The organism is Bacillus sp. P4_E1, from assembly GCF_056401715.1.
Genome location: NZ_JBFUIV010000001.1, coordinates 411,710 through 424,104, shown reverse-complemented (window position 1 = coordinate 424,104; position 12,395 = coordinate 411,710). Strand labels below are relative to the sequence as shown.

The 12,395-nt window shown below is 33.4% G+C and carries 14 protein-coding genes and 5 pseudogenes; 11 read left to right on the top strand and 8 right to left on the bottom strand.

The window, feature by feature from the left end; all coding sequences use genetic code 11:
* Positions 1–4 precede the first annotated feature (4 nt).
* A pseudogene (locus AC1DS7_RS02070) lies at positions 5–328 on the bottom strand (site-specific integrase).
* Positions 329–938: 610 nt separating this feature from the next.
* Between AC1DS7_RS02070 and AC1DS7_RS02065 the strand changes: the two are divergent.
* Together AC1DS7_RS02065 and AC1DS7_RS02060 are read left to right on the top strand one after the other, a co-directional pair.
* Positions 939–1,073 carry a hypothetical protein gene (locus tag AC1DS7_RS02065; RefSeq protein WP_256491187.1) on the top strand — a complete coding sequence of 45 codons (135 nt, stop codon included), beginning with the start codon at positions 939–941 and terminating at the stop codon, positions 1,071–1,073.
* A 178-nt stretch (positions 1,074–1,251) separates the two neighbouring features.
* On the top strand, positions 1,252–1,491 hold the full coding sequence (locus tag AC1DS7_RS02060; protein ID WP_476998746.1) for a hypothetical protein: 240 nt from the start codon (positions 1,252–1,254) through the stop codon (positions 1,489–1,491).
* Here the strand turns inward: AC1DS7_RS02060 and AC1DS7_RS02055 are convergent.
* Positions 1,475–1,681, bottom strand: a pseudogene (locus AC1DS7_RS02055) (exosporium leader peptide-containing protein); the annotation flags it as partial. The gene AC1DS7_RS02060 and the pseudogene AC1DS7_RS02055 sit on opposite strands and share 17 nt — an antisense overlap.
* Before the next feature lie 131 nt (positions 1,682–1,812).
* Between AC1DS7_RS02055 and AC1DS7_RS02050 the strand changes: the two are divergent.
* A pseudogene (locus AC1DS7_RS02050) lies at positions 1,813–1,908 on the top strand (DNA (cytosine-5-)-methyltransferase); the annotation flags it as partial.
* Positions 1,909–1,913: 5 nt separating this feature from the next.
* Positions 1,914–2,519 (top strand): annotated as a pseudogene (locus AC1DS7_RS02045) (N-acetylmuramoyl-L-alanine amidase); the annotation flags it as partial.
* Positions 2,520–2,558: 39 nt separating this feature from the next.
* Here AC1DS7_RS02045 and AC1DS7_RS02040 read toward each other — a convergent pair.
* The 4 genes from AC1DS7_RS02040 to AC1DS7_RS02025 all read right to left on the bottom strand — a co-directional run bounded on the left by AC1DS7_RS02040 (position 2,559) and on the right by AC1DS7_RS02025 (position 4,730).
* Positions 2,559–2,753, bottom strand: a complete 195-nt coding sequence (locus AC1DS7_RS02040) for a hypothetical protein (protein WP_476998745.1) — start codon at positions 2,751–2,753, stop codon at positions 2,559–2,561.
* Between the two features lie 204 nt (positions 2,754–2,957).
* Complete coding sequence (locus tag AC1DS7_RS02035; RefSeq protein WP_033709048.1) at positions 2,958–3,389, bottom strand: SMI1/KNR4 family protein; 432 nt, start codon at positions 3,387–3,389, stop codon at positions 2,958–2,960.
* A complete protein-coding gene (locus tag AC1DS7_RS02030) occupies positions 3,389–3,811 on the bottom strand; it encodes a hypothetical protein (RefSeq protein WP_201067189.1) in 423 nt (140 codons plus the stop codon). The genes AC1DS7_RS02035 and AC1DS7_RS02030 overlap by 1 nt, the downstream gene beginning before the upstream one ends.
* Before the next feature lie 310 nt (positions 3,812–4,121).
* Positions 4,122–4,730, bottom strand: a complete 609-nt coding sequence (locus tag AC1DS7_RS02025) for a hypothetical protein (protein WP_476998744.1) — start codon at positions 4,728–4,730, stop codon at positions 4,122–4,124.
* Between the two features lie 76 nt (positions 4,731–4,806).
* Here AC1DS7_RS02025 and AC1DS7_RS02020 point away from each other — a divergent pair, with 76 nt between their 5' ends.
* The 4 genes and pseudogenes from AC1DS7_RS02020 (at position 4,807) to AC1DS7_RS02005 (ending at position 7,820) form a co-directional block, all read left to right on the top strand.
* Positions 4,807–5,028 (top strand): hypothetical protein, encoded by a 222-nt coding sequence (locus AC1DS7_RS02020; protein WP_040963065.1) that lies wholly within the window; start codon positions 4,807–4,809, stop codon positions 5,026–5,028.
* Positions 5,029–5,544: 516 nt separating this feature from the next.
* Positions 5,545–5,730, top strand: a pseudogene (locus tag AC1DS7_RS02015) (hypothetical protein); the annotation flags it as partial.
* Between the two features lie 820 nt (positions 5,731–6,550).
* Positions 6,551–7,126 (top strand): C1q-like domain-containing protein, encoded by a 576-nt coding sequence (locus AC1DS7_RS02010; RefSeq protein WP_305927469.1) that lies wholly within the window; start codon positions 6,551–6,553, stop codon positions 7,124–7,126.
* A 136-nt stretch (positions 7,127–7,262) separates the two neighbouring features.
* The gene (locus AC1DS7_RS02005; protein ID WP_002065254.1) at positions 7,263–7,820 is read left to right on the top strand and encodes a hypothetical protein; all 558 of its coding nucleotides are present in this window, start codon (positions 7,263–7,265) and stop codon (positions 7,818–7,820) included.
* Between the two features lie 92 nt (positions 7,821–7,912).
* Here the strand turns inward: AC1DS7_RS02005 and AC1DS7_RS02000 are convergent, their stop codons facing one another.
* The gene (locus tag AC1DS7_RS02000; protein ID WP_098634971.1) at positions 7,913–8,125 is read right to left on the bottom strand and encodes a hypothetical protein; all 213 of its coding nucleotides are present in this window, start codon (positions 8,123–8,125) and stop codon (positions 7,913–7,915) included.
* A 220-nt stretch (positions 8,126–8,345) separates the two neighbouring features.
* Between AC1DS7_RS02000 and AC1DS7_RS01995 the strand changes: the two genes are divergently transcribed.
* Positions 8,346–8,849, top strand: a complete 504-nt coding sequence (locus AC1DS7_RS01995) for a MepB family protein (RefSeq protein WP_476998743.1) — start codon at positions 8,346–8,348, stop codon at positions 8,847–8,849.
* Positions 8,850–9,190: 341 nt separating this feature from the next.
* On the opposite strand, the gene AC1DS7_RS01990 is transcribed toward AC1DS7_RS01995, so the two are convergent.
* Positions 9,191–9,385, bottom strand: a complete 195-nt coding sequence (locus tag AC1DS7_RS01990) for a hypothetical protein (protein WP_002189528.1) — start codon at positions 9,383–9,385, stop codon at positions 9,191–9,193.
* 567 nt (positions 9,386–9,952) lie between these two features.
* Here AC1DS7_RS01990 and AC1DS7_RS01985 point away from each other — a divergent pair.
* Positions 9,953–10,948 (top strand): glycoside hydrolase family 25 protein, encoded by a 996-nt coding sequence (locus tag AC1DS7_RS01985; RefSeq protein WP_476998742.1) that lies wholly within the window; start codon positions 9,953–9,955, stop codon positions 10,946–10,948.
* 143 nt (positions 10,949–11,091) lie between these two features.
* Positions 11,092–11,943, top strand: a complete 852-nt coding sequence (locus AC1DS7_RS01980) for a peptidylprolyl isomerase PrsA (RefSeq protein ID WP_002031835.1) — start codon at positions 11,092–11,094, stop codon at positions 11,941–11,943.
* Positions 11,944–12,395 lie beyond the last annotated feature (452 nt).

Genomic DNA, 12,395 nt, shown 5'->3' with positions numbered 1-12,395 from the left:
TTTTTTATGCAAAATCCGTAACTGCAAAATCTTCGACTGCTTTTTCTTGTAGGTCTGGTATACATATGAGTAGGTGTCTAATGTGATCCCTACTCTTTTATGTCCTAATCGTTTACTTACGATTTTCGGATTTACGCCTTATATCCTGCAAACGAATATTAGGAACCTCACTTTTCTTTATAAGCTTTTTCAGGAGCTGTGTCAAACTTCTGAAATTGCACGGGTTACCATTATAGGTTGGGCAAACTAAATCATAATTATTATTTCCATCGCCATACCGTTCTTTTTCTTCATTGATTTTTTGAAGATGTCCTTGAAGAGCCAGCAGAGTAATTTCAGGTAAAACAATTAATCTCTTTCCTGAAGATGTTTTAGGCTCATGAAACTCTTTGGTAATATGCGAGAGGGAATGATTAACAGATAAGGTACGTCTGTCAAAATCAATATCCTTCCATACAAGAACGTTGAGGAGCTTGGTTACAAAGGTTTGCAGAATGGGAAAAGGGGAGCAGCGTGAGCAATGATGTTCGAGGCTATCCAAAAGGAAAGTACGCAGCATAAGTAAAAAAGGACGAGCAGTTGTACCTGCTGTCCTTTATAGGAGAAAAATTATTCTGGATTAGAACTACGAATAACCAGAAAAACGCTTTTAATCAGTGTTGTCAAAGATGTAATAATCTATGCAACAAATGACCTTAGAAGGAATTCAAAACACCAAAATGACTCGTATTGGTATATCGGCTCAAAAGTAGTATATGTAAAAAGAAAATTCTCATACAAAAAGCAGACAACAATTTTGGTTGTCTGCCAGCGAGTCGAATGAGTTAGTCGATCGTGATAAATTGCTTTCCTATTACAAGAAGAGTGAAGCTGCTAGTTCAAACAGCTTGTAGGTAGTCTTTTAGATATTTTAAAAAATATACAGAGAAAGCAGATAAGTGACGAATCTACCTGCTTCTGTTGTAACAAAAGAAAGAAGTATTAGCCGTGAATATGACGGCTTGAAAATAGTATGTATTGATTTGGAAAAATTATTCAAGGGGGAAGAGAAGAATGGCATCGATAGTGAATAGTGTATGTGAAATAATTCGGTAAATGAGTGAAACGAAAGTAGAACGCATCCAAATCACATACGAAATTGGCGATATCATAGAGCAGAAATGCAGACGTTGTTATTACAATCGTTCAGATAATGCTTGTTTTAGTATTAGTGTTTGTAAAAACTGCCCGACTGGTCAAGAATTACGTCAGTTGGGTAGATATTTTGATACACAACCGAAAGAGCACGGTGGAAAACGAAAAGACAAACCCATCGGACTTACTCCGGAGCGTGTGCGCGAATTGAATCAACAAGGCATTCCAGATAAAGATATTAGCATTATGTATGATCGTAGTCCTTCTTATGTCGGGAAAATGAAAAAGGAATGGAAGCAAGCTGGTATATGGAGAGGACCAACAATAATGCGGGAAATCAACCGGTGTCGCCAGTAGGTCCAGTAATACCAGTAGGTCCGGTGTTCCCTGTCAATCCCGTATTCCCAGTTGGCCCGATTGATCCGGTCGGTCCAGTAGCACCTGTTGAACCAGTGGGACCTGTAGGGAATTGAAAGGGTTGCATAGGTGAAAGTGTCGGCCCAATCGAACACGGATTTAATGCAGTAGAAGATAAAAACTCGTCCAATATAATTCACCTCTAAAAGTTCGTATTACTAATAGTAAATGCAATGATAGAGCAAAGTGTAATGGACAAGCGGTTGTATTTAGGAAATTTAATAAAAACGCTATTTTAATAGCAAGAAGGGAGGGGTGGCTTTGATTAAAATACTTGAATTATTCGGAGGAATCGGAGCGCCAAGAAAGGCACTTGTTAATTTAGGGATAGATCATAAAGCAATTGATTATGTAGAATGGCAAACGTGAAATATGACTTTGTATGGATTCCACGTTATGGCGGTAATAAGCCAGCATATCCTTGTGATATTTGGCAGTACACGGAAACAGGAAATGTACCCGGTATCGGTAAATGTGATTTGAATTATCTTGTGGGTAGCAAGTCATTAGCTTGGTTTACGAACCAATCACAAACTACTGAAAAGGTAAAAGAACAACCGCAACAAGATAATGAGAAAGTTGAAGGAATCGCAACTTCAAAATACGCAGATGGTTATGGCGTGAATTTATATGAGAATCCTGCTGATTCGCAATACACAGGAAATATCACGAAAAAAATCCCGTATCTTATTTTTAAAGGATATTGGGGTGGCGGTGATAAGGATATGATTTGTTTAGGTAGCGAGAAGCAGTGGGCGAAATTAGAGCATTTTGATGTGCAATGGTTCTGCGCATACTCTAAATATCCTCCAGGATACGGAATTGCGGTTCATAGCGAACCTGAGTGTACGAATCATATTGATAACATCGATGGTACGGTTCCTTATCGTGTTTGGGGTAAACACTTAGATGCTATTGATATAGGTGGTAATCGATGGATTAAAGCGGAGCATGTAACGATTAAGTAATGTAAAAAGAGCCGTCCTGTTGGGCGGCTTTTTTCTTATTTATTCTCCAAATGTTTCTTTATTCATATTTAATTCACCGTTTTTTATCATTTCTTCTCCATAGATATTTTCCATTAGCTTTTGATGATCTTCTTGCTTCTTACGTTCTCCATCTTCTGGAGTCTCCTTAGTTTCCTCTATGGCGTTTTGTTCCGCCTGTTTTCTATAGTACTCATTTATTTCATCATATTTCATCGGTAAACCTTTTTCAAAAAGTGTACGGTGCACTTTTTATAATTTTATCGAATCATACTTTGCGGTCTATGACAACAACTCTGTCACTACCCCCATACACTGGAATCTAAAACATTTGTAAAAAATAGCATAGTTGTTACAAAACCTATATCGTTACCAATAAAAAACCTTGAAAGGCAAGCCAATCAAGGTCTCTAAATTTTTTTAAATGTCTAATAAAGTATTCACACCTACATTATTTTCTAATAATTCGGTTAGCGATGGTGCAATTTTCACTGCCTCCTCAATATCCAAATCTGCGAATCTGTTATAGTATATTCCAAAACCATCTTTACCCTGTAGATAGATTAATGCACCGCCTCCTTCATCATCACCAATTGCGAGTGAATTCGGGAGATATTTCTGCACTTCATAAGCTTCATTCATTTCAATGCACCCCGAAGCTCCCCAAATTCGAATATAAATTTGGTCGTTAACATTAATTTCAATGTCTGAAGCTAGCTGAATTATTTCTATATATTCTGTAGGTACATCTATTGTTGAAAAATCCTGAAGCGCTTTAATTTCTTCTTCTTTCGAAGGAGATTTTTTGGCATCAATTCTATACACACTACTGATATTATCTAATCTGTTCATTAATAATCAATCCTTTCATATTTAACTCCTAGTTTATCTAGCATCTTGTATTGTTGTTCAAGAACTTGGCTAGTAGTATCACGTGAAAAACCAGCTTTAGTTAAATCACCCACCATGAATTGCATTTCTTCTTGTAAAGTAGTACTCCATTTCCCTACCCCTGAAGCCACCCGTTCATTTCGTCTCGCAGTTTGAGCATTAGTAATGATTGTATGTGGTAGTCCTTTTCCAGTCTCGACAGTTATTGTTGGAGCAAGTTTCGAATCATACCCATACTGACTGAAATTATTTTTTGCCCATTCTTGTTGTAATCCATGATGAGATTGTAATCGCCCACCATTTGGCCCATCTCCTTTTGGCTTAGGTAAGGAATCTTTATGTGTTTTATTAAAATGAACATAATTAATTTCACCTTTACGCATTCCGCATGTAATAGCAAGAAGATAAGCGATATAATAACGTTTTTTTTTGCATGTTCTAAAAAACGAAGAACTTCTTCCTCAATTAAAAATCAGGGGGATAACGCTGATTTAGTGGAAAGAGCTCATTATATCACTCTTTCAGAGGAGGTGAGTTAGGATACGAAAATGGTTAAAGAAACTATTTTCGAAAAAACGCCCACCCTGCATTGTTCGTGAGGAACAATGCAGGGTGGGCTAAACTGATAGGATCTGTGAAAATTGTGCCCAAATTATGCATGGAAAAGGTATTGAAAGAGATGAATAGTACTCTTTACATCTTATTCCATATATAACAAAGCTGGTTAGCTTCTGATTCAAGCGCTATTAAATGATCATTATTAATAGAGTTATTCGTATACATTCTGTTCTTTTGGATGTTAAGAACCGTATAATTCACATCGTTATGTTCATTTGAAAATGTCGATTCGTTTAATAATGTCAGCGTTGAGTTGATGTTGTATTTATCAATTCGCTCTTTTTTTCCTTTGAAAAACAGTTTGATAAGATGCGGCTCATCATTAATGAGCAAACCGAGTTCAGGTGATGAGCGGACGATTAAATTATCTGATATCCAATGTGATTTACCTGGATCGAACCAAGAGACGTCTTTGTTTTTAATAAATTTTTTGTACTGTTTTATGACATCAATGTAGTTTTGCTTTTTCTTCTGATCAACCGTTTGCACTAATGTTTCGAAACATTCAAAAGGTAGTTCGTTTTGATGAAATTTAATAACAGTGTCTCGTAATTGTTTCCAGTAATCAAAAGCTGGTTGGTATTCCGGTTGAGATTTTAGATTTTTCACAAAGTTTGTTTTAGCTGCACTACTTTTCAGTGTGAAGTCTAAAAATTGTGTAAGTCCTACTTTAATTTCTGCCATATTACACCCCCTTTTCAAACATTACTAATTCGATAATGGAAAGGAAAATCCTGCATTTTTTAAGGGGGTGAGCTAGATGCTAGAAAACCCGATGTCCATGCACAATGGCTATGGTAAAGCTGATTCGCAAGAACAAGAGGGAATTATTACAACTTCTATCGATATCGAAAAGTTACAAGATGTCATAAGTCGAGCGGTAGTGATTTTGCAGGAGTGTCCAGAAGATGCTGAACTTGATGATTTAAATGGGAGCATTAATGAAGCGTTGGAATTGTTACAAAAGTATTTGGGGCAATAAAAAAGGACGAGCAGTCGTACCTGCTGTCCTTTATAGGAGGAAAATTATTCTGGACTAGAACTACGAATAACCAGAAAACGCGCTTTTAACCAGTGTTGTCAAAGATGTAATAATCTGTGCAACATAAAAGCTTAGTCGGAATTCAAAACACCAAAATGGCTTGCGTTGGTAAACAGGCTCAAAAGTAGTATATGCAAAATGAAAAATTCCATACAAAAAGCAGACAACAATTTTGGTTGTCTGCCTGTGAGTTGAATGAGTTAGCTAATTGTGATAAATTGCTTTCCCATTACAAGAAGAGTGAAGCTGCTAGTTCAAACAGCTTGTAGGTAGTGTTTTCGATATCTAAAAAAATATACAGAGAAAGCAGATAGGTGAAGAACCTGCCTGCTTACTACTGTAACAAAAGAAAGAAGTACTAGCCGTGGATACGACGACTTGAAAGTAGTATGTATTTTTATTTAAAAAATATTCAAGAGGTGAAGAAACATGGAGTGTTTGATAAATGGTGTCTATGAAATAGATAATGATTTTTTTGGTCCAATAAACTTTGCTAATGTTGTAGCTGTTTCATCCATAATTCAATTGAGTGCAGGGGATTTAGTCGAGATTTTTGCACAAAGTAGCGTAGCTGGAGTTATTAGTAATGTAGAAGATAGTACGCATTTTGAAGCTGCAAGATTCCCGTCTCCAAAAGTATAAGTGGTATGAAACCTTGTAAGTAATTTAATATCAGGACATTCCAAAATTTATACTCATCCTGTACAAGAACGGATAATTTATTTGTAGTGCATGAAGTATTTTAACGGTGTACAAGCTGTTTTGAAAGTGCTGAATAAATGAACTATGTACTGTTAAATAGTGTCTGATGATTGTAAACGAAACAGTCGAAGAAGAGTAGCGGTGTATGCAAAAAGAAATGCATGATGTTTAGGTAAAGAAAGCTTACTAGTTAGGGGATCTTACCGATTTAGTTTATGAAAAAAGGCCCTGTTGTCTCCAACAGGGCCTTTCCTAAAATGGCAAAGAGTAACTCTTACCTTACTCCTTGTCCATAGAGTACACAAAAATTATACGTTTGTACAGGTCAATAATTTACAATAATAATATTTGAATATAATGCTTACAGGTAATTCTAAAGGATGAAAAAGTATTTGTTATAGAGTAAGTGTTGATTTTAAAGTGTTTTAAAGAGAATGTTTACAACTCAACGATAATAAAGGAATATTGAAATAATAAAATATGAAATATTGCATATCTCACTTAACAATATAATCTATTCAATAATAATAAAATCGTACAGAGGAGTTTTTTCTGAAAATCCGAGTTGATGAAACTAGATAATTTGTATTACTGATTTAACCAGAATATTACATGAGTGCTTTGTTTTTAAAAGTTATACTTTCTCTTCGCTCTGCCTTATGGTGGAGCATTTTTATTTTTGTAATCGCAATAACCTGTCCAAACTTTTCAAGTCTAGCATACATATTATGCAGTAGTAGATTAGAAAGGAGCACTATATATGTCTTGTTATTACTACTGTAAGAATTGTGAGAGTTACCAAAAGAAAAATCATGATTGCTGTAAAAAAAGAAGTGATTATTATAATAAGTGCGGTAAAAGATGTGATGACTGTTCTTGCGATCATAAGGAGAATAACCTTGTAAGAGCATCTGCATTTAGAGCTGTAAATACAGTTAATCAAAACCTTCCAGCTAATACTTTTGTTAAAGTATTATTTCAAAATGAACAATTTGATTTAGCGAACGAATATAACCGAGCAACATCAGATTTTACTCCGAAGACTAGAGGAGTTTATTCCGTAATTGGGACGATTGGTTTCTTTCCGAACGATACAAATTTAAATTATAGAGCGCGTGTAGAAGTTCGAGTGAATGGAAATGCGGCAATTGCTATAGATAACGACTTTTTTGGTCCGATAAATTTCGGTAATGTCGTAAGTGTTTCAACAATACTTCAATTACATGCAGGTGATATTGTCGAGATTTTTGCACAAAGTAGTATAGATGGGGTTATTAGTAGTACAGAAGACGGTTCTCATTTTGAGGCTGCAAGATTCCCATCTCCAATTGTATAAATATTAAAAAGAAAAAAATTTATTAACTCTGCTTTTCGGTGGAGTTTTTTAATTTCATAATAGCAATAGCTCGTCCAAACTTTTTAAATTTATTTTGCATAGTATACAACAATAGATTTAGAAAGGGGATATAAATATGTCTTATTATTATTGTAAGCATTGCAATGGCTATAAAAAGACAAAGCATACTTGTTGTAAGAAGAGTACAGATTATTACGATAAGTGTTGTGATAATGAGAAAGATAAACTTGTAAGGGCATCTGCATTTAGAGCGGTTAGTACAGTAGATCAAAATGTCACTGCAAATACTTTTGTTAAAGTATTATTCCAAAATGAACAGTTTGATTTAGCGAATGAATATAATCCAGTAACATCAGATTTTATTCCGAAGACTAGAGGGGTTTATTCTATTATTGGTACAATCAGCTTTGCACCTAATGATAGTAATACGAATTATAGAGCGCGTGTAGAAATTCGGGTAAATGATAATCCAGCTATAGCGATAGATAATGACTTTTTTGGTCCACCCAATTTTGCAAATGTCGTAGCTGTTTCAACAATACTTCAATTACATGCAGGAGATGTAGTTGAAATTTTTGCTGAGAGTGATGTAGATGGACTGATTATACAAAATGATCCAGGATTTATTAGTACGCATTTTGAAGCTGCAAGATTCCCATCTCCAATAAAATAAAAAACATGTTTGTGATTTATGGACTATTTTTTAAAAAAAGGCCCTACCTTATGGTAGGGCCTTTTAGTTAAAGGTGTTAAATTGGTAATATATTAAAATAAGTTCATAAACACTTGATAAGCAACACCTAGAGTTAATATGATAGCTAACAGTTTTGCTACCCATCTCGGTGCATTTAAATTTAGTAAAAGGGAATGACATATACTAAATGTAATGCCGAGTGTTAAAAGAATTGCGATAAGATATAAAATTAATAGGAATAAAGGTTGCTCTATGGAGCCGAAGTCAATTTTGGGTGGATTCATGTAATATGTACCTCGTTTTTTATTAATATATTAATGAAATAATGAAGAATATAAGGAATTGGAAGAGTAATGTAATAAATACTATAAAAGTAAATTTGAAGTTATGGATGGAGTAGATAAAATAATCTTTGAAAGACTATTCAAAGCCAACATTTGTTTAAGTTTAATATACAAGAACGAACGTTCTTGGTATACTGGAAAATAAAAAAGGTGCGTTTACATGACAAATTTTAGTAATATAATTGAAAAACTAGATGAAATGATTTACAAACCTAATAATCTATTAATTACTAAACGAAAAGAAGAAAAGCAAAATTCAGAATATGCAGGAGGGGTATTCCAGCTAAATAATAGAAGCATCCGATTTAGGGTATCAAAAATTACGCCTAATAAGATTGGACAATTTGTTTCTTTTTGGGAGAAGAATGCCTCCATGAGCAATCAGGCATTTTCTTATGATTCAGCGCCTAACCTTTTAGTTATCACTTGTATAGCGGATAATAACCTAGGACAATTTATTTTTCCAAAAGAGATTCTTCTAAAAGAAAAAATATTAAAAACTCAAAATCAAAAAGGGAAAATGGCTATGAGGGTTTACCCTATTTGGGATAAACCTATTAGTAATCAAGCTAAGAAGAGTCAATTGTGGCAACTTCATTATTTTGTCGATTTAAGTGATACTGAAAATGTAGCTACAGATAAATTATTAAACTTATATTTATAGCACATAATAAGAAAAGATTGAAATATTCAATGTTCGTTCAGATGATATTTGGAAATATTAACAGGGTAAGCCGTTAAGTAAAGAATAAAAAAGGAGCATACAAATAAAGTATGCTCAAAAAAAGATAGGTTTTATGAGTGGAGAATCTCCATACGATAATATATGCGCATTTCATTAATATGTGTAAAATATCAACAGAATATCAATTAATGAGTTATTTTAGTTTTTTAATGAAGTCATGTTTTGTGAAATGAAAAAGAGCCGTTTCTTTTGAAAGATGCGGCTCTTTTTATTATTTTGTTATCGTACTGTTCGAAATGATAAATCATAAAATTATACGATTAACAATTTGATAATGATCGGACTTCAGTTATATATTTCTTGAAGTCTGGATATTGAGATACAGTTTGGCAGGTAGTGGTGAGTAGTTGATTAATTAAAGATACATTTGTAATTACTTCGTTACAAGGACCATAGAATGTAACTTTTAGCTTTGAATTCGGGGGAACTTTGAATACGATAGGGATTTTTTTCATTAAATAAACTCCTTACATAACAGAGGTTATATGTTTATTTCCTTTTAATTAGGAAGACATATTAATATAATATGTAATTTTTATTGTAGTTGATTATTACATATACTGTATAAGTTGATGTAATTTCTATTACGTATCAAAATAGTGTTGTGAAAAAATATATATCATGTTTATAAAAAGCTTAAAAACAGACTAATATGAGGGAATAAGCGTTAATTAACTTGTCTCTATATAATAAATTGTAAAAAGGCAGCTTTTTTTAGCTGCCTTTTTACAGGGAGATTGAAAAATCTTGGAGGTCATTCATGAGTATAAGCAAAAATTGCTTATATGTAGTATGTACATTATTTATAGTTTTATTCCAATATTTAGTATGAAATAAACGCAAGTTTATCTTTTACAAATGCAAAAAAAGAAGGACTTATTTATTATGGATAAAAAGAAATTATTTAGTTTTAAAAAATGATGAAAATATATTTATTTGTCTTATAGAAGCTTGCTATTAGGCGTATGGGTCTAGCAATAAAACAAGCTTTGAATAAGATAATAAAAAGGAGTTGATTAGTAATGGGTTATATTGTAGATATTTCGAAATGGAATGGAAATATTAATTGGGATATTGCAGCGTCTCAGCTAGATTTAGTTATTGCTAGAGTTCAAGATGGTTCGAATACGATCGATTTTATGTATCAAGGTTATGTGAAAGAAATGAAGAAACGTAGTATCCCATTTGGGAATTATGCATTTTGCCGTTTTATATCTATTTCAGATGCAAAAAAAGAAGCACAAGATTTTTGGAATCGTGGCGATAAAAACGCTAAATTTTGGGTGGCAGATGTAGAAGTTCAAACAATGATAGATATGCAAGGCGGGACTCAAGCATTTATTGATGAATTACGCCGATTAGGTGCAAAAAAAATTGGTTTATATGTAGGACATCACACGTATGTATCATTTGGAGCTCGCAATATTGATGCTGATTTTATTTGGATTCCTCGTTATGGAGGGAATAAACCAGCATATCCTTGTGATATTTGGCAATATACTGATTCAGGAAATGTTCCTGGTATTGGGAAATGTGATTTGAATCAATTAATTGGGAATAAAAATCTTTCTTGGTTTAAAGGTTCAAATCAAACAAATCAATCTAGTATTGGAGACAGTAAGCGACCAAATGGAATTGGTATTGCAGTTTCAAAATATGATGATGGATACGGCATTAATTTATATGAAAATCCTGCGAATCCGCAATTTATAGGAAGACTTACGAAAAAAATCCCATATTTAATCTATAAAGGTTATTGGGGAGGTGGCGAAAAAGATATGATTTGTTTAGGTGGTGAACAACAGTGGGCTAAGTTAGAACATTTTAATGTACAATGGTTTTATGCATATTCAAAGTATACACCTGGATATGAAATTAGAACGTACGATGGGCCAAACGGGAATGATACAGGTGCGGTCGATGGGAGGGTTCCTTATCGTATTTGGAATCGTCAAGATGGATATATAGATATAGGTGGGAACAAATGGATCAAAGAAGAACATGTGCAGATTAAATGATGTTAAAAGTCGGATTTATGCCGGCTTTTTTATTTAATAAAGCTTGTCTCTGGCATGAAGAGAAATACTTGCAGAAAACACATTGATTTCACAATAGCGCTGTATAGTTCCTAATATACATTTATCAAAGTGAGGTATTTGAATTGAAAAAGAAAAAGCTATTTATGGGAACTATTATTGCATGTGTGGCGCTAACATTGTCTGCGTGTGGTTCCTCAGAAAATGTTGCAACATCAAAAGTAGGAAACGTGACAGAGAAAGAGTTAAGTAAAGAATTAAGGCAAACATATGGAAAAAGTACTTTATCTCAAATGATGTTAAATAAGGCATTGCTAGATAAATATAAAGTTTCAGATGAAGAAGCTAAAAAACAAGTAGAAGCAGCGAAGGAACAAATGGGTGACAAGTTTAAAGTGGCTTTAGAGCAAGTAGGATTAAAGAATGAAGATGAATTAAAAGAGAGAATGAAGCCAGAAATTGCACTTGAGAAAGCGATTAGAGCGACTGTCACAGATAAAGATGTGAAAGATAACCATAAACCTGAAATGAAGGTAAGTCACATTTTAGTGAAAGATGAAAAAACTGCGAAAGAAGTAAAAGAGAAAATAAATAATGGTGAAGATTTTACTGCTTTAGCGAAACAGTATTCGGAAGATACTGGTTCAAAGGAACAGGGCGGAGAAATAGCTGGTTTTGCTCCTGGTCAAACTGTGAAAGAGTTTGAGGAAGCTGCGTATAAATTAGATGCAGGACAAGTAAGTGAGCCAATAAAAACATCTTATGGTTATCATATAATAAAAGTGACGGATAAAAAAGAATTGAAACCATTTGATGAAGTAAAAGATACGATTCGAAAAGATTTAGAACAACAAAGACTGCAAGATGCGACAGGTAAATGGAAACAACAAGTAATCAATGATCTATTGAAAGAAGCAGATATTAAAGTAACAGATAAAGAATTTAAAGATACATTTAAATTCTTAGATGAGAAATAAGGTTTAGAAGAAAAACAGAGATTTAGCATAATGCTATATTTCTGTTTTTTTGTTTTCAATAGAAAAGGGAACTCATATAGAGTTCCCTTTTCGCGTTAGTGTGTGAGTTATAAATAGATAGTAAGACAATACAATATTACATTTAAATATTAAGAATTACAATAGGAAAATTTGGATGTAGATAAAAGGAATAAGCAATTAAATTCGCAAAATGTTGAAATGATAATGTTTTAGTTAATTAATTTTGTTAAATATAAACTAAATATATTTTCTTGGAGAGTGAATTGAGGACATAATTTAAAGAATGGTACATATCATATTTATTGGAGTATAAATTAACTTTATAGGAAGTGACATGTTGAACATTTAGTACAAAAGGATGTTCTTAATGATGATAAGAATTATTTATCCCGCTATTTGTGGGAGTCTTACTGCTCGTAAAACCCCACTGA

Excerpts from the sequence above, each read along its gene's own strand:
- AC1DS7_RS02040 (WP_476998745.1), bottom strand. The coding sequence starts at position 2,753 with ATGAAATATGATGAAATAAATGAGTACTATAGAAAACAGGCGGAACAA.
- AC1DS7_RS02035 (WP_033709048.1), bottom strand. The coding sequence starts at position 3,389 with ATGAACAGATTAGATAATATCAGTAGTGTGTATAGAATTGATGCCAAA.
- AC1DS7_RS02030 (WP_201067189.1), bottom strand. The coding sequence starts at position 3,811 with ATGCGTAAAGGTGAAATTAATTATGTTCATTTTAATAAAACACATAAA.
- AC1DS7_RS02025 (WP_476998744.1), bottom strand. The coding sequence starts at position 4,730 with ATGGCAGAAATTAAAGTAGGACTTACACAATTTTTAGACTTCACACTG.
- AC1DS7_RS02020 (WP_040963065.1), top strand. The coding sequence starts at position 4,807 with ATGCTAGAAAACCCGATGTCCATGCACAATGGCTATGGTAAAGCTGAT.
- AC1DS7_RS02010 (WP_305927469.1), top strand. The coding sequence starts at position 6,551 with ATGTCTTGTTATTACTACTGTAAGAATTGTGAGAGTTACCAAAAGAAA.
- AC1DS7_RS02005 (WP_002065254.1), top strand. The coding sequence starts at position 7,263 with ATGTCTTATTATTATTGTAAGCATTGCAATGGCTATAAAAAGACAAAG.
- AC1DS7_RS02000 (WP_098634971.1), bottom strand. The coding sequence starts at position 8,125 with ATGAATCCACCCAAAATTGACTTCGGCTCCATAGAGCAACCTTTATTC.
- AC1DS7_RS01995 (WP_476998743.1), top strand. The coding sequence starts at position 8,346 with ATGACAAATTTTAGTAATATAATTGAAAAACTAGATGAAATGATTTAC.
- AC1DS7_RS01990 (WP_002189528.1), bottom strand. The coding sequence starts at position 9,385 with ATGAAAAAAATCCCTATCGTATTCAAAGTTCCCCCGAATTCAAAGCTA.
- AC1DS7_RS01985 (WP_476998742.1), top strand. The coding sequence starts at position 9,953 with ATGGGTTATATTGTAGATATTTCGAAATGGAATGGAAATATTAATTGG.